The 23,062-nt window shown below is 43.3% G+C and carries 21 protein-coding genes; 11 read left to right on the top strand and 10 right to left on the bottom strand.

Features of this window, described 5'->3' with window-relative positions; translation table 11 throughout:
* Positions 1–246: 246 nt before the first annotated feature.
* Entirely contained in the window at positions 247–2,640 is a 2,394-nt protein-coding gene (locus tag H9647_RS20890) for a glycoside hydrolase family 95 protein (RefSeq protein WP_191803682.1), read from the top strand.
* Positions 2,641–2,760: 120 nt separating this feature from the next.
* Here the strand turns inward: H9647_RS20890 and H9647_RS20895 are convergent, their stop codons facing one another.
* Positions 2,761–3,033: a hypothetical protein gene (locus H9647_RS20895; protein WP_191803683.1), complete on the bottom strand. Its 273-nt coding sequence runs from the start codon at positions 3,031–3,033 to the stop codon at positions 2,761–2,763.
* A gap of 170 nt (positions 3,034–3,203) precedes the next feature.
* Here H9647_RS20895 and H9647_RS20900 point away from each other — a divergent pair, with 170 nt between their 5' ends.
* The 3 genes from H9647_RS20900 (at position 3,204) to H9647_RS20910 (ending at position 5,495) form a co-directional block, all read left to right on the top strand.
* Positions 3,204–3,941, top strand: coding sequence for an amino acid ABC transporter substrate-binding protein (locus H9647_RS20900; RefSeq protein ID WP_404822644.1), 738 nt, complete (start codon positions 3,204–3,206; stop codon positions 3,939–3,941).
* A gap of 126 nt (positions 3,942–4,067) precedes the next feature.
* Positions 4,068–4,727, top strand: a complete 660-nt coding sequence (locus tag H9647_RS20905) for an amino acid ABC transporter permease (RefSeq protein ID WP_191803687.1) — start codon at positions 4,068–4,070, stop codon at positions 4,725–4,727.
* Between the two features lie 21 nt (positions 4,728–4,748).
* Positions 4,749–5,495, top strand: coding sequence for an amino acid ABC transporter ATP-binding protein (locus tag H9647_RS20910; RefSeq protein WP_318245347.1), 747 nt, complete (start codon positions 4,749–4,751; stop codon positions 5,493–5,495).
* A gap of 114 nt (positions 5,496–5,609) precedes the next feature.
* On the opposite strand, the gene H9647_RS20915 is transcribed toward H9647_RS20910, so the two are convergent.
* The 4 genes from H9647_RS20915 to H9647_RS20930 all read right to left on the bottom strand — a co-directional run bounded on the left by H9647_RS20915 (position 5,610) and on the right by H9647_RS20930 (position 8,880).
* Entirely contained in the window at positions 5,610–6,302 is a 693-nt protein-coding gene (locus tag H9647_RS20915; protein ID WP_191803689.1) for a hypothetical protein, read from the bottom strand.
* Positions 6,303–6,427: 125 nt separating this feature from the next.
* On the bottom strand, positions 6,428–6,616 hold the full coding sequence (locus H9647_RS20920; RefSeq protein WP_191803691.1) for a twin-arginine translocase TatA/TatE family subunit: 189 nt from the start codon (positions 6,614–6,616) through the stop codon (positions 6,428–6,430).
* 26 nt (positions 6,617–6,642) lie between these two features.
* Positions 6,643–7,236, bottom strand: a complete 594-nt coding sequence (locus H9647_RS20925; RefSeq protein ID WP_191803693.1) for a RidA family protein — start codon at positions 7,234–7,236, stop codon at positions 6,643–6,645.
* A gap of 45 nt (positions 7,237–7,281) precedes the next feature.
* A complete protein-coding gene (locus tag H9647_RS20930) occupies positions 7,282–8,880 on the bottom strand; it encodes a flavin monoamine oxidase family protein (protein ID WP_191803695.1) in 1,599 nt (532 codons plus the stop codon).
* 243 nt (positions 8,881–9,123) lie between these two features.
* Between H9647_RS20930 and H9647_RS26055 the strand changes: the two genes are divergently transcribed.
* Positions 9,124–9,342 carry a MerR family transcriptional regulator gene (locus tag H9647_RS26055; RefSeq protein WP_191803866.1) on the top strand — a complete coding sequence of 73 codons (219 nt, stop codon included), beginning with the start codon at positions 9,124–9,126 and terminating at the stop codon, positions 9,340–9,342.
* 421 nt (positions 9,343–9,763) lie between these two features.
* Positions 9,764–11,116: an ATP-binding protein gene (locus tag H9647_RS20940; protein ID WP_225229461.1), complete on the top strand. Its 1,353-nt coding sequence runs from the start codon at positions 9,764–9,766 to the stop codon at positions 11,114–11,116.
* 179 nt (positions 11,117–11,295) lie between these two features.
* On the opposite strand, the gene H9647_RS20945 is transcribed toward H9647_RS20940, so the two are convergent.
* Both H9647_RS20945 and H9647_RS20950 read right to left on the bottom strand, forming a co-directional pair.
* Positions 11,296–12,129 carry a 1,4-dihydroxy-6-naphthoate synthase gene (locus tag H9647_RS20945; RefSeq protein WP_191803697.1) on the bottom strand — a complete coding sequence of 278 codons (834 nt, stop codon included), beginning with the start codon at positions 12,127–12,129 and terminating at the stop codon, positions 11,296–11,298.
* Complete coding sequence (locus H9647_RS20950; protein WP_225229462.1) at positions 12,130–12,780, bottom strand: futalosine hydrolase; 651 nt, start codon at positions 12,778–12,780, stop codon at positions 12,130–12,132.
* A gap of 213 nt (positions 12,781–12,993) precedes the next feature.
* Here H9647_RS20950 and H9647_RS20955 point away from each other — a divergent pair, with 213 nt between their 5' ends.
* From H9647_RS20955 to H9647_RS20970, 4 genes are all read left to right on the top strand, one after another.
* Positions 12,994–13,392: a GntR family transcriptional regulator gene (locus tag H9647_RS20955; protein ID WP_191803701.1), complete on the top strand. Its 399-nt coding sequence runs from the start codon at positions 12,994–12,996 to the stop codon at positions 13,390–13,392.
* Positions 13,385–14,290: an ABC transporter ATP-binding protein gene (locus H9647_RS20960; protein WP_191803703.1), complete on the top strand. Its 906-nt coding sequence runs from the start codon at positions 13,385–13,387 to the stop codon at positions 14,288–14,290. Before H9647_RS20955 ends, H9647_RS20960 begins: the two co-directional genes overlap by 8 nt.
* Positions 14,262–16,301 (top strand): DUF6449 domain-containing protein, encoded by a 2,040-nt coding sequence (locus H9647_RS20965; protein WP_191803705.1) that lies wholly within the window; start codon positions 14,262–14,264, stop codon positions 16,299–16,301. The genes H9647_RS20960 and H9647_RS20965 overlap by 29 nt, the downstream gene beginning before the upstream one ends.
* Positions 16,302–16,523: 222 nt before the next feature.
* The gene (locus tag H9647_RS20970; protein WP_191803707.1) at positions 16,524–17,438 is read left to right on the top strand and encodes a hypothetical protein; all 915 of its coding nucleotides are present in this window, start codon (positions 16,524–16,526) and stop codon (positions 17,436–17,438) included.
* Positions 17,439–17,575: 137 nt separating this feature from the next.
* Here H9647_RS20970 and H9647_RS20975 read toward each other — a convergent pair whose 3' ends face one another.
* Positions 17,576–19,600 (bottom strand): S9 family peptidase, encoded by a 2,025-nt coding sequence (locus H9647_RS20975; protein WP_191803709.1) that lies wholly within the window; start codon positions 19,598–19,600, stop codon positions 17,576–17,578.
* A gap of 381 nt (positions 19,601–19,981) precedes the next feature.
* Between H9647_RS20975 and H9647_RS20980 the strand changes: the two genes are divergently transcribed.
* Positions 19,982–21,298 carry a serine hydrolase domain-containing protein gene (locus H9647_RS20980; RefSeq protein ID WP_191803711.1) on the top strand — a complete coding sequence of 439 codons (1,317 nt, stop codon included), beginning with the start codon at positions 19,982–19,984 and terminating at the stop codon, positions 21,296–21,298.
* Positions 21,299–21,373: 75 nt separating this feature from the next.
* On the opposite strand, the gene H9647_RS20985 is transcribed toward H9647_RS20980, so the two are convergent.
* On the bottom strand, positions 21,374–21,562 hold the full coding sequence (locus H9647_RS20985) for a hypothetical protein (protein ID WP_191803713.1): 189 nt from the start codon (positions 21,560–21,562) through the stop codon (positions 21,374–21,376).
* A 223-nt stretch (positions 21,563–21,785) separates the two neighbouring features.
* Positions 21,786–22,922, bottom strand: coding sequence for an LLM class flavin-dependent oxidoreductase (locus tag H9647_RS20990; protein ID WP_191803715.1), 1,137 nt, complete (start codon positions 22,920–22,922; stop codon positions 21,786–21,788).
* Positions 22,923–23,062: the final 140 nt, after the last annotated feature.

Here is a 23,062-nt window from a genome sequence, read left to right on the forward strand (position 1 = left end):
TTTCCCGCCGTGGGATTGGCCTTTTTTTGTCAATTGAAGAATTCTTTTAGCTGTCTTTCTAAAATATTTTATGGTAAAGACTTGCTTTTTGAACTAATTTTTAGGACGATACTAGTAGAGTGGAATCCGCTTACATGAAAGACGAGATTTGCATGGTTTATTGCCTTGACAATAAAGGTTTACAGATGTTCTAAAACGTTTTAGATTATCTGCAATAACAATAGTGATTATATTGGAGGAGACGATATGTTTTTAACGTATAACCGTCCTGCTAAGGAATGGACCGAAGCACTGCCGATTGGGAACGGAAGAATAGGGGCAATGGTGTTTGGGCGTGTGGAGCAGGAACGTTTACAACTGAATGAAGATACATTATGGTCAGGTCCGCCGAAAGATTGGAATAATCCTCGTGCCAAAGAAGTGCTTCCGCAGGTGAGACAGCTTATAAAGGAAGAGAAATATGCTGAAGCAGACAAGCTGACGAAGGAAATGCTAGGGGCTTATACGCAGTCTTATCTGCCTTTTGGTGACTTACAGATTACGTTTGATCATGGAGATATTACAGCAGATTATAACCGGAGACTGGATCTCACGGATGGAATAACAAAAACTACATACCGTATTGGAGATACAACATATACAAGGGAAATCTTTGTGTCCCACCCTGATCAGGTCATCGTTGTCCATCTAGAAGCAAGCGTACCGGGAAGATTGTCTTTCCATGCGAGTCTTAGCAGTCTTCTTCGTCATGAAACAGAAGCTGAGGAGAACCAAGCGATTATCAAAGGGTACGCGCCTGAGGTTGTGCATCCAAGTTATTATCCGGCCGATGATCCAATTCGTTATGGCAAACCAGGTGAGACGGATGCAATGCGCTTTGAAGGAAGAGTAGCAGTTCGCCATAAGGGAGGAAGCGCGGGAACTCATGCCACCGGGATTCGGGTGGAAGGTGCAGATCAGGCAACTCTTTATTTTAGCTGCGCAACAAGCTTTAACGGTTATGATCGCTCTCCGGGAAAAGAAGGCAAAGATGAGTCTCTCCATGCACGAAATGATCTGGAAAAAGCTCTTGCGTATGAATATGAAGACCTGCGGAATCGTCATGTGGAAGATTATCAGGAGCTTTATAATCGGGTAACGCTTGATCTTGGACCGGCTCTCGAATCAGAAGATCTGCCTACCGATGAGCGTATCGTAAAATATGGCGGGAAAGACCCTTATCTGGTTCAGCTTTTATTTCAATATGGCCGCTATTTGCTCATTTCAAGCTCACGCTCAGGAACACAACCTGCCAATCTGCAAGGAATCTGGAATCACGAAACGAGAGCACCATGGAGTAGTAATTATACGCTGAATATCAATGCCGAAATGAATTACTGGCCAGCTGAAACGGCGAATTTATCCGAGTGTCATGAACCTTTAATTGATCTAATTACTAGACTCTCCGTTAATGGTAAGAAGACAGCTGAGATTAACTATGGCGCACGCGGATGGGTAGCTCACCATAATTCTGACCTTTGGGGACAGACTGCACCGGTTGGTGCTTTTGGACATGGGGATCCGATATGGGCATTATGGCAGATGGGCGGCGTATGGCTGTGCCAGCATTTATATGAGCATTATGTATTTACACAAGACACCGATTTCCTTAGAAATAAAGCGTATCCGATCATGAAAGAAGCCGCTTTGTTCTGTCTGGATTGGCTGATTCAAGGAGAAGACGGTTCTTGGTATACGGCACCTTCGACCTCACCGGAGCATCGCTTCCGCGTGAATGGGGAGCTTCATCAGGTGACTACGACAGCAACGATGGATCTGGCTTTAATCTATGATCTGTTTACGAATCTTATCGAAGTGACAGCAATTCTCGGTGAAGACGAGGAGTTTGCAAAAGAGCTTCAGCAGCGTAGGGATGAGCTTCCTCCACTGCAGATTGGGAAGTATGGACAGCTGCAGGAATGGCTTCATGATTATGAAGACGAAGATGTGGAGCATAGACATGTTTCTCATCTCTTCGGAGTATACCCAGGCCGCCAGCTGACAGTAAAAGATACACCGGAGCTAATGGAAGCTGCGAAAGTATCGCTGCAGCGGCGCGGCGATGGAGGGACGGGCTGGAGTCTTGGTTGGAAAGTCGGACTGTGGGCACGGTTCAAAGATGGAAACCGGGCGCATCGCCTTATTTCGAATCTGTTACAGCTCGTACGAGATGGTTCCGAACGCTATGAAAGCGGCGGCGTGTACCCGAACATGTTCGACGCACATCCGCCATTCCAAATTGACGGCAACTTTGCGGCAACATCAGGAATTATTGAGCTTCTTCTACAATCCCATCTGGGATATATCGAACTTCTTCCGGCTCTTCCAGATGCTTGGGCGGCAGGAAGTGTTCGTGGACTGCGCGCACGCGGAGGTTACGAAGTTGCTATTTCCTGGTCTGAAGGCAAGCTGAAAGAAGCAGAGATAAAGCCCGATCAATCGGGTACTTGCACCATTTGTATAGAAGGAATGAAAGCAGATACCCTTGTCGTAAGAACAACAGACGGATTGGAAGTTAGCAAGACAGACCTGAGTAACGGACTTATTTCCTTCCTTGTAGATGCGAACCAAAGCTATATTGTGACAGTACGAAACTCTTAGTAGGAATAGCAAAGCAAGGGCATGTAACAAAAAGGATAGAGACTTCAGAGCGATTCTGAATCTCTATCTTTTTTTATTTTTGTATAGCCTACAACCAAAGGCTGAAGTGTTGTTCCTTCCTTAGAGTGAGGTATAGAGGAACAATACCTCATCTCCCTGCTCTTTAAAAATAAGAGAAGGGCCAAGAGCGGAAGAGGCAGAATGGGGGTGAAGAAGCGGAGCGTTCGTATTTGGAGCTGGATGCTTACATCTATGAGAGTCAACCGTGCGAATCCAGATCCAACGACGATCCGAACCCTCATCTGCTACTGAAGCGCTCCAGTTCTTGGCGAGGATCGGAACCCCCATCTGTCTCTGAAGCACTTCAAATCCAACGACGATCCGAACCCTCATCTACCACTGGAGCACTCCAGCTCTTCATTCCCTCTTGGCAGCTTCACTTATTTTGTGATATGATAGTTTTACTTTGGTAACATGGTAGCGAACTAAAGCGTTTTGATATAGATATAACGGAGGGAAACAACATGAAAAAGTCATTATGGATAACATTAAGTTTAAGTTTGATGGTGGTTATTCTTGCAGCCTGCGGAAGTGATACAAGCGGAAGTGCGGAAGATAAGATTGTCATTGGTATTGACGATAAGTTCGCCCCGCTGGGGTTTCGGGACAAGGATAATGAGATTGTCGGATTTGATATAGATTATGCGAAAGCAGCAGCCAAAAAAATGGGTAAAGAAGTAGAGTTCCAACCCATCGACTGGACTTCAAAAGAATCTGAGCTGAATAGTGGAAGGATTGATCTAATCTGGAACGGCTATACGATTACAGAGGATCGCAAAGACAAAGTGTTGTTCACGAAACCTTATCTTACAAATAGTCAGGTTGTAGTAACGCTGGCTGACTCACAACTTGCATCACTTGCTGATCTCGCTGGAAAAAAAGTAGGGCTGCAAAATCTTTCTTCTGCTTCGGATGCATTGAATGAAAATCCAATCAAAGATCAGATCAAAAGTATATCCGAATTCCCCGATAATGTACTTGCTCTAAGTGATCTGAAGAGCGGCCGCTTGGATGCGGTTATCATCGATGAAGTGGTAGCTGACTATTATATGTCTCTTGAAGAGGGAACGTATAAAATCTTGGATGAAACGTTGTCTCCAGAAGAATACGGAATCGGTGTGAAGAAGGGGAATGAAGAATTGCTGACGAGTCTTCAGACCGCGTTAGACGAATTAATTGAAGAAGGAACAGCTACTACGATTTCGGAAAAATGGTTTGGTGAAGATAAGGTGCTTCGCTAAGCCTAGCTGAACTCATAAATAACGCTTATAGCATTCATATTAGACCTGATTTAAGAAATTCATTAATAGGATTGAAAACCGGGGATTTTCTTATCCGGTTTTCTTTTTACTTAGGAGCCTGAGAATATGACATTAGATTATCTTTGGAGTATTACACTTCCGATGCTAGAAGGTGCACGGACCACTCTTTTACTATTTTTTGCAGCAATTATCTTGTCCATTCCGATTGGATTTTTATTCACACTGATGGCGAACAGTAAGTTTAAGCTGGTGTCGGCTTTTGCACATACGTACATTTATGTGATGCGAGGCACTCCGCTGCTGCTGCAACTACTGTTCTTCTGTTACGGTCTGCCGATGCTGCCAGTTGTAGGAGAGCATCTCGTAATGGACCGTGCGGTTGCTGCAGGATTTGCTTTTGTGCTGAACTACGCAGCCTATTTTGCGGAAATTTTCAGAGGTGGCTTGCTGTCGATCGATAAGGGACAGTATGAAGCTTCGCAGGTACTCGGACTGAACAAATTCCAGACGCTAACCAAAGTTATCTTACCGCAGATGATTCGAGTAGTTCTTCCATCTACAGCAAATGAATCGATCACACTCGTAAAAGATACAGCATTACTGTATGCAGTAGCTGTACCGGAAGTGCTCCATTTTGCACAAACTGCGGTGAACAGAGATTTCACGATTGTGCCTTTTGCGATTGCCGCCATTATCTATTTATTAATGACACTTGTGCTGACGCTGGTCTTCAAAGCGCTGGAGAGAAAGTACAAATTTGAATAAACAACAAAGGGATGTCGTGTAATGACAAATATGATAGAAGTAACGAATCTGCAAAAATCGTTTGGTGATTTGCATGTGTTGAAGAAGATAGATTTTAATGTGAAGCCGGGAGAAGTAGTCGCTGTAATAGGCCCTTCGGGTTCTGGAAAAAGTACGATGCTTCGCAGTTTAGTGAATCTAGAACAAGTTAGTGGAGGAAGCATTCGTATCGGCGGTGAAGCCTTTGTATCGGATGGAAAGTATGTGAGTGCGGCAGAGATTAAGCGAATTACGACTCGCATGGGAATGGTATTTCAGCACTTTAACCTGTTTCCACATTTAACAGTCAATGAGAATTTGGAACTTGCCCCGAAAGTGGTGAAAAAAGAAAGCAAAGCAGCGTTAAAGCCACGGATAGCCGATCTGCTTGCTAAAGTCGGTCTTTCTGATAAAGGGGATGTCTATCCTGCTAATCTATCAGGCGGGCAAAAACAGCGTGTTGCCATTGCCAGAGCGCTGATGATGAACCCGGAAATCCTGCTTTTTGATGAACCTACCTCGGCGCTCGATCCTGAGCTGACTGGAGAAGTACTTCGCGTTATTCGTAAACTCGCAGATGAGAACATGACGATGGTCATTGTTACGCATGAAATGAATTTTGCTCGTGATGTAGCGGACCGCGTGATCTTTATGGATCAAGGTGAGATAGCAGAAGAAGGAACTCCAGAACAGATCTTTGGAAATCCGAAGCTGGAGCGGACAAAAGCGTTCCTTACTCGAAGCGAGTAGGGTAAACCAGAGTGTATATGGATAAGAATCCCCTTCACAGAAAACAGCGTCATGTACCTGTTTTCTGTGAAGGGGATTTTTTTGTTTCGTATTCAGGTTTTTTAGATAAGGTTATTAGTCAGATAGCTCCTCGAGGGTGGTCAAGACAGTAGCAGGTAGAGTGGAGCAAAGACGATTGTAAGTTGCCATTTGAGGGTCCGATGAGAGAAGATGAAGGTCGTCTGCATCATGGCCAACCCAGAATACAGAAGTATTTGGCTCAAGAACGACCTTCATCTCATAATCTGTAGCTTTGGTTTCGATCGTCAACTTTTTCTTGCGTTTTTGTTTTCTATAGATTAGTTCTTTCTCCACTACTTGAAAAGCATGGGTACGAGTTGACCAGAGGGCTATATCATTGTTACTTCCAATGGATAAGATGATGGGGAGTAATCTACGGAATAATTCTTCACCCAGTGCTTTCACAACGAAAATGGAGCTTCTTCTTCCTTTAGATAATTGGTAGGTAGCTCTCATTTCATCAAATTTGATTTTAAATTCTGCTTCTGAATAAGCGGGGAGTACCACACATAAGTAAATAGGGAATGCACTGATCTGTGTCATCCACTCTGGCATCCAAGATTCCACACTTTGTAGTGAAGGTGTAATTTCTGTTTCTGAGAATTGTATATGACTCGTAACTCCTTCGTAAGAAAAGGGGTAGTAGGCATCTTCGGAAGGATATAAGTGTTCCAGATAACATTCAGGAAGATAACTCACTCCGTAGCGCTGTAATTTTTCTTCAGGCTTTTGATTCTCTTGCAGCATATTTGGTTCTCCTTTAAATAGAGTAAGTCCTTACTACTTTAAGTATATCAGATGAAGGAAAAGGAAAATCCCCCTGGCATTGAATCGCTAGAGGGGATCTATAAGAAGGATATATAGAAAAATACCTAGTCTATTTTCTTCGTAGAATCTTCGTCCTCTTTGCTATCCCCTACAAGCTCACGCGCGGAGGATTTGAATTCGAATAAGGTGCGTCCTACGGCTCGCCCAAGTTCAGGAAGTCTTGAAGGACCGAATAAAATCAGAACAAGGACAAGGATCATAATGATGCCGGTAACTCCTATATTTTGAAGCATCGTTCATCTCTCCTTCGTAGTCAGGTTTATTTCTTCGGGTAAACCGCAACAGCCTCAATTTCAATGAGCCAATCGGAACTGACAAGTCCAGCAACACCAACGGTAGAACGGGCAGGTTTCACCGGATTTTTCTCATTATTAAAAAATTCACCGTAGGCTTCGTTCCACCCCGCAAAATCGAACTTGTCCTCCTTTGCAGTGTCTGCCACTAGGTAGGCACGGAGATATACGACATTCTTCATAGAAAGTCCTTGATCTGTTAGCTGCTTTTCAATGGTTTTCAATACGCCGACAGCTTGAGTCTTGGTATCTCCATACCGCTCATAGATCGTGCTTCCCTCTTTATTCAGCACGGGTGGAACAGTACCACTCGTATACAGGTATGCAGCTCCTTCAGGAACAATGGTTCCACTAGAAATCGAAGAAGTAGGGTTGCCGTAAAATGTTACACTGGAATCGGTGGTTACCGCTGGGCGTGGCGTGCTTGAAACGGGGGGAGTGGAAGTGACGCTAACCACGGTCCCTTTAACTTCTATAGGTGCATTCTCAGCGAATGCAGTCATACTGGAACTTCCCATCAGTACACCCGCGAGCATGATCCTTTGGATTGTCTTTTTCATTTTGTATTTCCTCCTCTTATTTAAAATTCCTAAGTGGCCGCTGATCTACGCCTGCATGACCCGCTGATGAATATGTCCTACAACCGACCGCGCAGAATCAATTGCACCTGCCTGCCACGCGACAATATGACTGATATGATCACCTGCCAGATAAATTCGGTCATCTGGTTCGCACAGCGTCTTATAGATTCCCGCTCGTTCTTCTGTGCTATACGTTGCCCAGGCTCCTTCTTGGAAGGGGACACGTTTCCAGTCAATAGAGTAGGACGATTCGAATTCCTTTATATACTGCGGATGAATCTTGGCTCCTTGAGCTAAGGCATGTTTCTCACGTTCATGATAGCTCATACTGCCAAGCTTGTCCGCGTTCGTTCCTGTTACATAGTAGCCAAGGAGGACTCCTTTTTTACTCATATAGTCTGTAGGAGGGTAGTAGATTTGGGTAATGTCCATGTTCGTTAAGCTGCTGCCGCCATAAAGATGCTCGTCTTCCTCCCAGAATCTGCGCTTAAATTGCAAACCAATCTTGCCGGCAGAAGCATATTTGGTTGTAGCAATGGCACTTGCCATTTTTGAAGAGAAGTCTGCTGGGATTTTGCGTAAAACGGAGAGAGGGATCGTGCAGATGCAGTAGTCGCCGGTGAGTTCTAGTTCTTTATTTTTTTGCTTATAACGAATGCGGACTCCATCAGCAGACTGCCGGATTTCAGTGACTTCTGCTGAGAGTTTAACCCGATTGCCGAGTCGTTTCTCGAAACCCTGTACAATTTTGTCCATGCCTCCAACGGGGTGAAACATCATCATCTGCTGATCATATCCGTATTCATTACCAAAATAGTTACCGAAACCAGAGTTTATAATGGCTTTCAGGTCAAAAGGGTCACGGACAACGCCTGCATCCAGATGGCCGCCAGGCGCTTCTTTATAACCGCCGCGAGAAGAACCTCGGTAGAATAAATCTGCGTTTAGATCGCCTTCCCTTTTCAGATAGTCGACAAGCTTCTGCTTCTCTTCGGAAGTCAAAGGCAGATCAAGTGCAGACTGGTTAACGGCTTTTGCCAGCATCTCGGAAACATAGCCCCTGACATCCGCTTTGGCCGCACGTTTTGGAATCCTTTGACCAGACAAGCTACCCACGTTTTCGTTGTAGTAGTAGCCACTTTCATTCACGTTATTAAAGGGTTCGATCGGGATGTTAAATTCTCGGCAGTACTCAAGCGTGGAGTGGAACTGAGGAATTCGCATGGGACCTGCATTCAGGTAGGAATCTGGGTCAAATTGGGCAAATTGAGCTTTTGAACCGATCTCAGCTAAGGAGGTGCCGCGGCGAACCGTGAAGTTTCGTCCCCCTGCAAAAGGCTTTGCTTCCAGAACGGTACAATCATATCCCGCTTTTTCTAATTCATAAGCTGCCGTAAGGCCTGCGATCCCGGCTCCGAGAATAATGATTTTTTTACCTTTTCGGCCAGTGAGCGAAAGATCATTTTGCCCAGGCGGGGTATAGCTTTGAGCTTTCATGGTTTCGGGTGAAAGTAAGCCCATGGTCCCCATGAGGCTAAATACAGCAAGAGATCCGCCAACTTTTCCGACCGTGGTCAGAAACTGTCTTCTGGACATATCCTGCGGGCGTTCCGATTTACTCATTAGGGATCAGCTCCTTTTGCGTGTTTGTCATATAGCTGATGTTAGCAAAAAAAGAAGCATTTGTGATATTTTTTGGGAGGTAATCTAACATAGTTTTTTATTTTATAATAGATATTGAATTTCAATGAAAAATTACATACAATTATTGCCATAATCAAAAAAACAAAATCACATACGGAATATTTCTTCTTGTTAATGATATAAAATATAACATGGGGAGTGGTTCTATTGGATAATCAAATTATGAGCATTGGTATGGTGAAGGAGTTAACCGGACTATCGGAGAGACAAATTAGATATTATGAAGAGAGGCAGCTTGTATTTCCGGCCCGAACGAAGGGAGGAAGCCGTAGATATTCTTTTGAAGATGTACGTAAGATTAGAGAGATTCATCAGAAATTAAAGGAGGGATTTAATACGTTTGAACTTAAAGAGAAGAGAGGGAAAAAGAATGTGATGTAGAGAATACTTGAAGCCGTTCTTCGAGCAGGTTACTTGGGATGCAAAATAACAGTGTATTTTACGTTTATTTGTCATTATTCTGCAGTAAAATTCGGAATAGTAGTATATAATACAGATTATGTTTGTCCAATAAATGGAAATACGAGTCCAAAGTACATGCATGAGGGAGTGCGGCTTGTTGTTAATACATCGAATTAAATTAATCTTTTTTCCTTTAGGCTGTTTCTTTATCATGATCTCTTCTTGTATGTTGGATACATCTCATAATGAGCCGTTTATGTTTTTGTTTGCGGCTTTGTTTTTGAGCAGTGTTTTATTAGATGCCAAATTTCCAATACTTAAAAAAATCCAATGGCTGATGTTAGGGTTATTTCATTATTCTACACAGCTGAATTGGTGCGTTATACTGTATTATATATTGATGTTGAGTGTCTTTGACGAGAAAAAAAGTTATCGCAAAACGTTACCCATCTCCATTTTGCTTATTTTAGAGTACACGATCGTTCGCCTGACCTATGTCCCCATTGATACTTACACCCTTTTTGTAACTATATTTGATCTCATCTCTGCTGTCGTTGTTGTCATTGTGTTTCATCATGTTCTGCGCGGGGAAGCAGAGAAACAAAAGCTTCTTGAGGAAAATAACTATCTTGCCGCACATGATCCTTTGACAGGACTGCTTAATTATTTTGGTTATATGAATCAGATACAGGAACTTGTTAAAGAGAAACACTCCTTTTACCTGACGCTGCTTGATCTTCAGAACTTTAAATCTTTTAATCATGATGGACTCGAAAGCGGTAATGAAGCTTTATCTACCGTTGGACAAGCGCTTAAGTCTATATTTCCTAACGCATTCGGAATTTCGAGATATGCCGGCGATCGGTATGCGATTCTCATCCCCTCAGAATGTTACACTCCCTCGCATATTGCACAGCTGCTGGAACCCGATGAACTCGGTTATCAGGTGTCTTTCAGTATTACACATTATCCTGAAGAGACGGATGATCTTAATCAATTAATTCAAAGGGCAGAGGACAAGCTATTTCGTATTCGCAGAGAACAATGGCTTCAGCGCGAAGAAGATTTATTTCGTTCAGAGAAAATGAAGGTAGTAGGTGAACTTGCTGCCGGAATGGCCCATGAAGTTCGTAATCCGCTAACCGCGATTCGAGGATTTGTTCAACTTTCTAAAGTACAATCCTATAACATTAAGCCTTGGTATGATGTAATCATGAGTGAGATTACGAGGGTAACGGAACTCACAGCAGAATTTCTGCAATTTTCAAAGCCGCATGCCAGCAATATGAGAGCAGAATCGCTAAAAGTATGTGTGGAGCGTGTAGTATCATTATCAGAATCCGATGCTATATCGCGTGGACATGAACTGCTGCTAAATATTCAGGATGATTCACTTTACATATATATGGACAGAGACAAGATCGTGCAAGTGCTGTTGAATCTAGTTAAAAATGCACTGGAAGCTATGGATACGCCCGGGCAGGTTAACCTTGAAATCAGCAGATTAGAACAAAATGCAATCATTCGGATTCAAGATACGGGCAGTGGTATACCACCAGAAATGCTACAGCAGATTTTCAATCCTTTTTATACAACGAAAGATGAGGGCACAGGACTTGGACTTTCGTTATGTCAAAAAATTGCGCAAGATCACGAGGGATCAATTACCGTACATAGTGTACCGGAGGTGGGGTCAACCTTTACGTTAATTCTGCCTTTATATGAACCTGCCGATGGGACATTTTCTATCTAATCCAGACTCGAAAAGTCTTTTTGCTTATAAGAAGACAAAAAACTCCACTTTAAGTGGAGCTTCAGACTGTAGGTAATCTAGATGCAGAGCTTCAGACGGAGTAGGTAATTTATATGTAAAGCTTGAGACGGTAGGTAAACTAGCCTAAACTAGTTCGCCTACTGTCTTTTTGTATTTTATTAACTGCGTAGGGAAGAAAAATCGATCTCAGGAACAAGTCCTTCTTTGGCAGCACGGCCGAGCAGAGCTTCGATCGCATGATAACCTTCATCGCCAAGCTCTCTAGTAAACTCGTTTACATATAAGTCAATGTGCTGCTGGGCTACGTGCTCGTCCATTTCTTGCGCATGTTCCAGAATATAGCTGCGAGATGCTTCAGGATGCTTCCATCCATAATCAATGGAGCTTTGAATCCAAGATGTGATAAGCGCAGGATCAAGGGAACGGCGGGCAACAATAGCACCGAGCGGAATAGGAAGTCCCGTATCTGCTTCCCACCAGGTTCCCATATCAGCCATCAGCTGAAGATGGTAAGAAGGGTAAGTAAAACGTGCCTCGTGGATGACGAGACCAGCGTCTACCTGTCCATCACGAACAGCTGGCATAATCTGATCAAATGGCATCACTACAATTTCACCGATGCCGCCAGGAACATTTTGAGCTGCCCATAATCGGAACAGCAAGTAGGCAGTGGAGCGTTCACTTGGAACAGCCACTCGTTTTCCTTGCAGTGAACTTGGGTTTGTATCTGAATTTGCTGTAAGCACCAATGGACCGTTTCCTCTGCCGAGAGCTCCTCCACAAGGAATTAAGCGATATTCATCTGACAGCCAAGGAAGGGCAGCATATGAGATTTTTAAAATATCATACTCATTTGGCGTTGTTACCAGACCATTCGTTATATCAATGTCTGCATATCTCACTTCAAAATCAGGTGTATTCGGAACGAGTCCATGTACGAGTGCATGAAATACAAACGTGTCGTTTGGACACGGGGAATATACAATTTTCATTTATAAAACCTCCAATAGCTTTGAACTGGCCAGTGTAAGTGCTCTTAGTGCATCAGGAATTCGCCATGCTTCACGGTCGCGCGGTCCTACAACGTTGGATATGGCTCTAATCTCGACAAAAGGGATTCCAAAATGTGCTGCCGCGGTCCCCACGCCAAAACCTTCCATTGATTCTGCGACAGCACCGGGTACGCGTCTTTGCAGTTCATCGGCTGTAGATTTTGTACCTGTTGTGGTAGACACGGTAAGAATGGGCCCTGTATAAACATGGGTTTCTTCGCCCTGAAGTACCTCGGCCCATCTTTGAACGATGGTACGATCTACAGGCACACTTGATTTGCCAAAACCTAGCTCATCTACACTGCGGAATCCTTCTGCAGTTTCAGAGCCTAGGTCAGCTGCTATCACTTCTGTCGCAAGGACAACTGAGCCTACCTCGGCTTCTGCTGGAAAGCCGCCGCCGATCCCGGCATTAATGACGAGGTGATACTTATGCTTGGCAAGTTCGGCAGAGGTTACAGTTGCCGCCGCTGCGGGTCCGGCTCCTGCTGCAATCACCCGAACATCTGCTGATAACCCTGTAGGTAAGCCATTTTCAATTGCTTTTTGCTCCGCTTCTACTGCAGTCACGATGAGAACACGTGAGGTCATTATATAGCTCATCTCCTCTAGTAAGGTGATATATCTTGTACATACGAGATATAACGAGGGTAAATTCTTGATCTTATTATTATAGCACTTTCACTTTCTACCGGAAGATTTAGATTGACAAGTTCAAAACATACTGTATTATGAGTTGTAGTACAGTTAGTTCAGTCAACAGAGATTAGGGCGAGAACAACCTGTTAAGAAAGGAGGCATCACATGTTTGAGTTAGATGTGCGCAGTCGCAAGCCGATATATGAACAGCTAATCGAGAGAATGAAGGAGATGATCATGATGGGTGTATTGCAGCCAGATGAACAATTACCTTCCGTCAGGCATTTATCTGGACAACTTACGATAAACCCCAACACAATCCAGAAAGCCTACCGGGAACTGGAAAGAGAAGGTTACATATATTCTTTGCAAGGAAAAGGAAGTTTCGTTGCTAAACCTGAACATAGACCGGATGATAAGCGGAGAGAAGAAGTAAAGACAGAGCTGCGGAAGCTCTTTACAGAAGCGGTGTATCTAGGCATCAAAGACTCAGATATTACACTTCTCTATAACAGTGTAAAGAATGAGATTCATATCAAAGAACAGGAGGAAAACCATGATTGAGGTATCTGGAGTTACCAAACTGTTTGAGACCGAAGCGGCAGTCAATCAATTGTCGCTGACCATCCGAAAAGGGAGTATTTTTGGATTGTTAGGTTCGAATGGGGCAGGTAAAACGACATTACTGAAGACAATAGCAGGTATCTATCAAGCGGATCAGGGGAGCGTGAATGTTGAAGGTGCACCTGTATATGAGAATAACGCACTGAAACAGCGGATTATTTTCATGTCGGATATCCCTTACTTTTTCCCGCAGACCTCTTTAGATCAGATGGCTGTTTTTTATAAAAGAATCTATCCCAGTTGGAGTGATGAGCGTTATCAGCAGTTAGATTCGGTGTTTAAACTAGATAGGAAACGTAAGCTGCACCGGATGTCCAAGGGGATGCAGCGGCAAGCTGCTTTTTGGCTGGCGCTCAGCTGTATGCCGGATATTTTACTGCTGGATGAGCCCATCGATGGTCTGGATCCGGTGATGCGTAGACAGGTGAAAAACCTGCTGTTCCAGGAAGCGGCGGAACGTGAACTTACCGTCATCATCTCTTCTCACAACTTGCGAGAAATTGAAGATTTATGCGATCATGTCGGCATTATGCATCACGGTCAGCTGATTGTAGAGAAGGATCTTGATGATCTGAAAGCAGATACACATAAAATCCAGGTTGCTTTTCGAGATCATTCTCATGAAGAGTCACTTGCTAACAACGTACGCATTCTCCACGGCGAGAAACGAGGCAGTGTAGAAACTTTTATTGTAAAAGGGAATGAAAAAGAAGTGAGGAAGGTGTTTGAAGCGTATCAACCTTACTTACTCGATGTACTGCCGTTAACACTGGAAGAAATATTTATTTATGAAATGGAGGACGTGGGCTATGACATCCATAAGGTCGTACTTCAATAAAGCCATCATTCGTCAAGACCTGAAACAGTATGGATGGATTGGAATTTTATATCTGCTTGCCCTACTATTTTTCATTCCATTCCTTATGTTGTTTGCTGTTCGTGAAGGTCAGCCGGTTGAACAATTGAACTCATTATACGAAGTAACAAACGGAATATCTCTTGTCTTATTGCTCATTTTCCCCGTGCTTGCAGGAACGTTTATCTTTCGTTATCTTCACGCGAAGGCGCCGTCGGATCTCTACCATGGACTGCCGATCACAAGAAGCCAGCTGTTAACATCGCACCTATGCAGTGCACTTGTACTCATTACGGTTCCGGTATGGATAACGGCTGTTCTTTCGGCGCTGATCCGACCCTACGCCGATTATTACATATATGATCTTACGGCGGTATGGGAGTTCGGGATTATATACACGATCCTGGGGCTATTTGTATGTGCGTTTACTATTTTACTGGCGATATGTTTTGGACAAACGCTGATTCAGATGGTCCTAACCTATGGGCTGTTATTTACGCCAGCGTGGCTCATGGTGCTAGGTATAATGCATATACGTCAGTTTTTGTTCGGATTTCATGATTATTATTTTGAAAATGGGTACAGTAACTTGTTCACATTAGAAAAAGTAACCCCTATGCTCCGAATTGCGGGAGCCTCAAGAGAACCTTTTGGCTGGTTTGAACTTACGATGTATCTCGTACTTGCCCTCTTCTTTTTGGGAGTTGGATATTTTCTTTATCGCAAAAGAGACGGGGCAGCGGCAAGTCAGACGATCGTATACCGTTTTCTCACCCCTTTATTTATCATTCTCATCATGTTGTTCTGCTCCTTGGTTGCGGGTCTTTATCTGTCTGGCATGAGAGAGAACAGTAGAGGAATGCTGATTATCGGCTATATCGTTGGAGGGGGATTCGGATATCTTGTTGTGCAGATGTTCCTTCATCGTACTTGGTTGGTGTTTTCGCGGAAGGTACTTGTACATGGTGTAATCTACCTGATTACGCTGGCGGCTATTCTGTATATTCCTGTATCGGGTATCGGTGGATATGAGTCGCGTGTTCCTGAACAAGCGGATGTAAAAAGTGTACTGTATAGTGATTCGGATTTTTCATTTGCTAATCAATATGATTCTTCAGGACAGTTGAAGAAAATTAATTTAAGTTCTTATTTTACAGAAGACGAAGAGTACGTTGCGGCTGTGATAAATCTCCATCAGACTCTAGTGAATAAACATCAGGGAGGAGAACTAGATGAAAATGAAGAGTATACCAGTGACACTATTGACGTTACCATTGGGTATGAACTGAAGAACGGTCACCGGGTTATACGTAAATATAGAATTACGGCTTCGGAATTTGAGGATTATCTGAAACCAATTATGGAGAGTTCGTATTATAAGGAGCTGACCTATGAATTAAAACAACTGGATGAGAATCCGACCTCCCGAATCATATTAGATAGTCCATATGGAGGTGGCCGGATTGAAATTACGGACCAAAATGAAATTAAAGAGTTTAAAGCGCTGTTTATTCAAGAAATGATGAATGCGAGTTATGAAGAACAGCGTAAGGCAAGAGATCAAATGGCTTGGGCATATGTCGAATTCTATAATGTTGAAAATAGAAATAATAATTATAATGGAAACTGGAATAAATCGTATAAGCAGCTTGAAGCTTGGCTGGAGGAAAAAGGGTATGCCGATCAAGTACGTATGACTCCAACTGATATTACTTCCATGACGATTACACGAAATGTCGAAAACACCGGCTTTGTGCTAGATCGGAATGCGAACGATCCTACATTGGATTACTATCATTTTATGGCTAAACTGGCAGGGGAAACTCGGGTAACGCAAGAAGAGGATAAAGAGAGTATTATCCTAAATCAAAAGGATTTTAGTGTATATAGAGAGTATAATGAGAAGGGTTATCCTTATCTCGTCAAGGTCACTCTTACTAATGGAGAGATCATCATCTGGTCGCTGGAGGATTTTCCTGAAGGGTTACAGTAAAAAGAAATATAGAAAAAGTTTTTCGAAATAGAAAAATAGTTAAAAAAGGGTTAAACAGAGCTAGATTAGCTTGACGGTTAGAGAGAGAATACAGTATATATAAAAGGATAAGAAAATTTATACAGGAACAACATATATGGGAAGAACCCGTAAGAGAAGGCGAATCAGCCTCTTCTTGCGGGTTTTTTTGCGTTTATGTTGATCCGGAAAAGAGGTAATCAAGTGATAAAAGAAAAGGAATGCAGCAGGCAGAAGGAACAAGTGAGCGGTCTCTTGGAGCGGAATAGCAACAAGACTAGGGACAGAAAAAGCAGGTTACTATCGATTTGTAAAAAAGGAGTCATCTCCTTGTTCGCTGCCAGTTTACTTATGACAATGACGGTGATGCCGTCTGTAGAAGCGGCCGGTTTTGAACTGTCCATTACCGGTAAGAAGATGCTCGCGCAGACAAAAACTTTATCAACGACTTCTATCGCCCAGGCTTTGACGAAGCAAGAAGCGAATCTTGTGAGCTTACAGCAAAAAGATACTTCTCTTTCGCAGCAGACCTCAGCCATCTATTATGAGAACAAAGAAGCGGAAGCTAGACTGCGTACTCGGTTAAAGCAGCATCAGGCAGACAAAATCGCGACACTTAATCAAGATGTGACCAGTACAAAGAAACGATATGAACCGCTGTTCACCCTATACTCTTCACTCACCAAAGAGCTGGCTCTCGCTCGAAAAATAAAAAACAAGGAACTGACTGCTGCCGTAAAAGCACAAGTGGATACGACAAAAGTAGCGGTTATCTTGGCAAAAGAAGATATTCGAAGAAAGCAGGACAAGCTCAGCGCAGCAAAGAAAACCCGTGATGAAGCGGTCAAAAAGGTGAAAAACTCACTCGCTCAACAAGACCCTGTAAAAGTTCAGATCAAATCAACGAAAAGTAATATGAGTGCAGCGAAAAAGCGATTCACCGCAGAAATGAAAAACTTCAATGTCATTGTGAAGAAGAAAGAAGGCGCAGAAGTGCTCGCCTCGCTAACAAAGCTGGCAACGATTGCGGGGGAGATTGTTGCCCAGAAAGAGAGCATCATCAACCTGGAAATGAAGGTCAAACAAATCATTGCCGGAGCAGGCAAACAGTTGATCTAGGAGACTTACAATGTACGATGTGTTTTTATAGTAGAAAAAACAGCCAGAACAAGATTTGTTCTGGCTATCCTTTTCGTTTATTTGGTTAAAAGAGGGGATGATTCCTAATGATTAAATAATTGATTTGCGATACGATCCTACAGATCTTTATGCTCATCAAACCAGCGAACAATATGGTTCAGGCGTTTTACCCGAAGTCTTGGATGACCGCCGCGCGATAAGTCATGGTTAGCTTTAGGGAAACGAATAAACTGTGTTCTCTTGCCCAAACGTTTCAAGGCATTAAACAGCTGCTCTGCTTGTTCGATCGGGCAGCGAAGATCCTCCTCACCGTGTAAAATAAGGAGCGGCGTCTCTATTTTGTGAACATAAGCTAGCGGGGAGTGTTTCCATAAAAGTTCCGTATTCTCCCAAACATTCCCGCCAATCTGATCTTCGGTGAAGAAGAAACCGATGTCGCTTACCCCATAGAATGAAATCCAGTTGGAGATGGAACGCTGAGTTACCGCTGCCTTGTAGCGGTTCGTATGACCGACTATCCAGTTTGTCATAAAACCGCCGTAGCTTCCTCCCGTAACAAGCAGTCTTTCTTCATCAATATAATCATAATGAGCAACCGCATAATCGGTAAATTCCATTAAATCTTGGTAGTCTCTTCCGCCATAATCGCCTCGTACACTACTCACGAATTCTTGGCTATATCCATACCCGCCGCGCGGATTGGTGTAGATTACCGCGTATCCTCTTGCCACGAGCAACTGAAATTCATGTATAAAGGTGTATCCATACATGGCATGCGGCCCACCATGAATTTCAAGCACGGTAGGGATTTTGTCTCCTTTTTTCGTACCTGCCGGTTTCATAATCCATCCTTGAAGAGAAGCGCCATCAGAAGCTTCCATTTGGAATTCTTCGGGTGTAGCAATGATCAGCTCGTTTAGTAATTCTTCATTATGCTGTGTAAGTCGGTACTCTTGCCCAGTCTCAGGATCGAGTTCATATAAATCACCAGGATGAGTAAGGTCTGCTGCTGCAAGGATAAAATGACCGTCTTTCAACAATTCGAATTGATAAATATCTCGCTTACCATACGACACCCATTCATATCCTTCGCCGTTTACGGCAATTTTTGCTAGATGAACGCCGCCTTCACGAGTAACAAGAGCGTAAAGGTAAGCACCGTCTTCACTAAATACAGGACCATTGGAACGAATACCGGAACGCATATCTGACACCATGGAGTTCGTTAGCTGGATATCATACGACTTGGTTAACGGTTTCCAAGCAGCATCCTCTTCTAATGATCTAATGTACAGTCCGGCATGAGTGGCATTAAGGTGGGAATGATCACTTCCAAACACGGCTAAAGAGTGTCCATCCGGAGAGAAACAAACCGAATAAATGGTTGTATTGGACGATGTGTATTTACGGCGATTTTCTCCGCTATTTGTCATGACATAGACGTCATTCATCAGACTGAGATCGAGATCTTCTAGACTATGTTCCTCCGCTATACTTGAAGTGAATGCAATCTGACTTCCATCCGGTGACCAGCAAAAATCGCCAATATCGTAGTCACCCGTTGTTAGCTGAGTTGCTTCCGTATTTCCAAGTGTATGTACAAACAAGTGAGATCTGCGGCCATTCCACCTGCCGCCACCGTCTGCTTTGTATCGCAAGCGATCTATAATTTCTTCTTCCAACGGTTTAGGATGGGTGGTCTTTGATGTATTACTTAAGTCGGTTTCTATAGAAGACTCTTCTTTCGCAGAAGGAGCTTGGCTACGATACAGCAGCTGCGAACTGTTCGGTGACCATTGAAATCCGCTGACCCCATGTTTCGCCGAGGTAACAACCTGCGCTTCTCCTCCATTTACAGCGATTGTCCAAATTTGACGTTGCCCTTCTTTGTTACGTAAAAAGGCCAACTTGCTGCCATCGGGAGACCAAAGAGGATTGCTATCTTGTTCTCCATTGGTAAAAGGCATATCTACGTGGCTGTTTCGTTCAAGTATGCGGATATGAGAGTGATAACCATCTCGGTCCGGATTGACCCTTTTAGATACATAGGCAATACGATCACCATTTGGGGATACGGATGGATCACTGGTCCAGACTAGGCGGTACAGATCTTCGGCAGTAATAACACGTTTTTCACTCATGCATTCGTCCTCCATTTACTTATGTAAGTTTCTCTACAGGGGGTGCTGTTAATGACGATTTACGAAGTATAATTATTCCATATAAATAAACATTATCCTATTTTATCCTAGATGCTTCTTACTTCACAACCTTACATGTAGTGGAATACGTATCGGTGGAGGCGATTCGTAGAGTTTAATTATATCTATTTAATACAATGCCATAAAATGTAAATTGGTATATTATTACTAAAGTAAGACTTACTAAAAAAACGAAGAGGGGTGTACCCATTGATCCTTTATAACCAATGCAGCAAGTTTACAGAGCGAGTCCATCGAGTACAGAAAGACGGAAAAAATACAGATACATTGCCATAGTTATGGCCAGAAATCGGAGGAAGAATGAAAGCAGAAATATTGATGACAAAGAAACAAAGAGCAGATCAGATCATTCAGCAATTTATGAAAAATACAGGTGTGCCTGGGCTTGCTGTCGGCATTGTCCATGAACATGAAATCATCGTAGCAGACGGCTATGGTGTGAAAAATATAGAGACAAGTGAACCCGTAAAAGGGGATACCTTGTTTCATACGGCTTCCGTCTCGAAGACCTTTGTAGCAAGTGCAGTCATGCAGCTTGTAGAGCAGGGAGCCATTTCTCTAGATAGTAAGATTGCAGATCTTATTCCTTATTTTCTGATGAAGGATGACAGGGCGAGTGAGATTACGGTTCGCCAGCTGCTGAGCCACACTTCCGGCATGCCGGATGAAGAGGATTATGAGTGGCATTCTCCTGTATATGAAGAATATGCGCTTGAGCATTATGTACGCGGGATTCGTGACAAGAGCCTGGACGCGGCTCCTGGAGAGCAGTTCAGTTACAGCAACATCGGATATGAAATCTTGGGTCATCTCATCAGCCGAATTTCGGGGTTATCTTTTGAGTCCTATATGAAAAAATATCTCTTGAATCCGATGGGGATGAACCTTAGTGATTTTTATAAACGGAATGTAAATCCAAAGCAGATCGCTAGTCCCCATGTTTTTGATGCAAAAGGGAGCTACGGGACATGTGTGAGCCAGATCTTCCCTTATCACCGGGCTCATGGGCCAAGTTCGACTCTTCTATCGAGTGCACAGGAGATGTGCGAGGCAGCTCTTGTACATTTGGCAGCTTCTGGTGCAGCAGGGAAGAGCACTCCTTTCACAAAGTCCACACCGATCCTACACCGAAAAAGTTATCAGGAAATGTGGTCACCACATGCAGAGACAGGTTGGGGCGGGCAGATGAGTGATGTGGGCTGTGCTTGGTTTATGGGTGACTATAAGGGAGCAAGAGTACTTTCACACAGTGGAAGGGATACAGGTTTTCGTTCGAACTTTCTTTTGTTGCCGGATACAGGATCTGCGGTAATTCTAATGTGTAATGCTGATCATATAGGGTTACAGGTGCTGAATAGAACTCTGATGGATATTGTGCTTGGAGAAGAACCGAAAGATATTCCTTATGCCATTGCAAGACCTCTTGCGGAAGTGATGGTCCATCAAGGGGTAGATCAGGCAGTGGTTGCTTATGAGCGGATGATATCGACACACAGTCCCGATTCTCTTCTTATTATAGAAGGTGAATTTGAAGCAATTGCAGAGGAGTTTGCAGAGGCACATCGAGAACAAGAAGCAATTCAGTGGAAGAATATGTGTAAGAAGGTTTTTTCGTAAAAAGAGAATAATGATAAATCATAGTAAAAAGCGTCTCCTAACCTAACGGATGGGAGACGCTTTTTACTAAAATGCTCAAGCCTTTTTATTAGCTGCAGTGAGTAAGAACATACCTGTAATTAAGGCTAGCACAATGGCGGGAACAAGACTGTACAGGAGTTCTTGCTTTTGAAATTGATAATACAAGAAACCATTGAATATGAGCGTACCTACACATAGAATACATATCCATTTTGCTAATTGATGCATGGTTAGCAATTTCATCAGCTTAGCTCCTTTAGATCAAATGTGAGACATTAAAACGCGATTGACTAAATCATTATTTAGTATAGCATTTTACTGTAAAAATTATCCATAAAATATCACTGAAATAGTACACTATGTGTCAGTAGATGATCAAGAATTATTGTATAACAATTAGCAAACCTATAGTGATATGGAACGAGAAGGTGATTAGAAGTAATCCACTCAAGTACTCGAAAAAGAATTAAATCGTTACGCTAATCGCACGCTCCGCAAGTTTTCTTTTCACCACAGGCATCAGCAGTTCCCCTGTAATCTCTGCTTCCTCCAGATGAGGATATCCCGATAGAATGAAGGAACTTACACCTGCATCGACAAACTCGATCAGACGGTCAGACACTTGTTCTGGTGTACCTACGAAAGCGACCGCTCCGCCGCCACGTACCGCTGACAAACCGGACCAGAGATTTGGCCCGATGATATAATCTTGATCCTTCGACTGTTCATATAGATCCATTTGGCGTTTTTGATTGGTAGCGTCAGTTTTGGCATGTAGTTTTTCTTGATTCTTTAATTGATCCGGTTCTACTTTACTTAAGATATTCCATGCTGCTTTCCAAGCCTCTTCTTCCGTTTCTCGGACAACGACTTGAGCGCGAATGCCGTAGCGGAGTGTGCGAGAAATACCCGTTCGTTCTTTCAGATCTTTAAGATGCTGCTCCATCTCCGCAATCTGCTCTTGAATCCATTCCAGAGGTTCGCCCCACATCAGATACACGTCTGCACTTTCAGCAGCCACCTTTTTTCCGGCAACCGAACTTCCGCCAAAATACAGAGGAGGATGTGGATCCTGGAGAGCAGCTGGCTTACTTACGCCGCCCTCGACCTGATAATGTTGTCCTTCATAATCAAATCCACTGCCTGAACCGTCTTCACCCCATACCCCTTTAACTACATCTAAAAATTCTTTCGTGCGCTCATATCGTTCATCATGACTACCGTGTAGCGGATCTCCTGTTGCTTTAAGGTCAGCTGGATAATGCCCAGTGACCACATTAATGAGAGCTCTGCCTCCCGACATTTGATCTAGCGTAGATGCCATACGTGCGGCAAGTACTGGAGAGATAAGCCCAGGTCTCATCGCGATCAGCGGTTTCAGTTTCGTCGTATGTGCAGCCACCCAAGAGCCTACAATCCATCCATCCCAGCAATCGCCACCAGCGGGAATAAGGGTGAACTCATAACCTGCTTTCTCTGCTGCCTTTGCAACCTGTATAAAATATTCTTGAGAAGGCTCTCTTTCGAGCGCTGTTCCAATATATCTGCCATCTCCATTCGTAGGAATAAACCAGCCAAACTCTACGGATTTCGTTTCACTCATGATTATAATCTCCTCTGTTTAATATTGATGATCTCTATGGGATTACGATTTCTTTTAAAGGAACACTTTTCTTTTTCAGATTTGATACGGTATGATGAAATTAAATAATGACAACTAAGTAGGTAGGAATAGTATAATAA

Source organism: Paenibacillus gallinarum, from assembly GCF_014836635.1.
GTDB lineage: Bacteria > Bacillota > Bacilli > Paenibacillales > Paenibacillaceae > Paenibacillus > Paenibacillus gallinarum.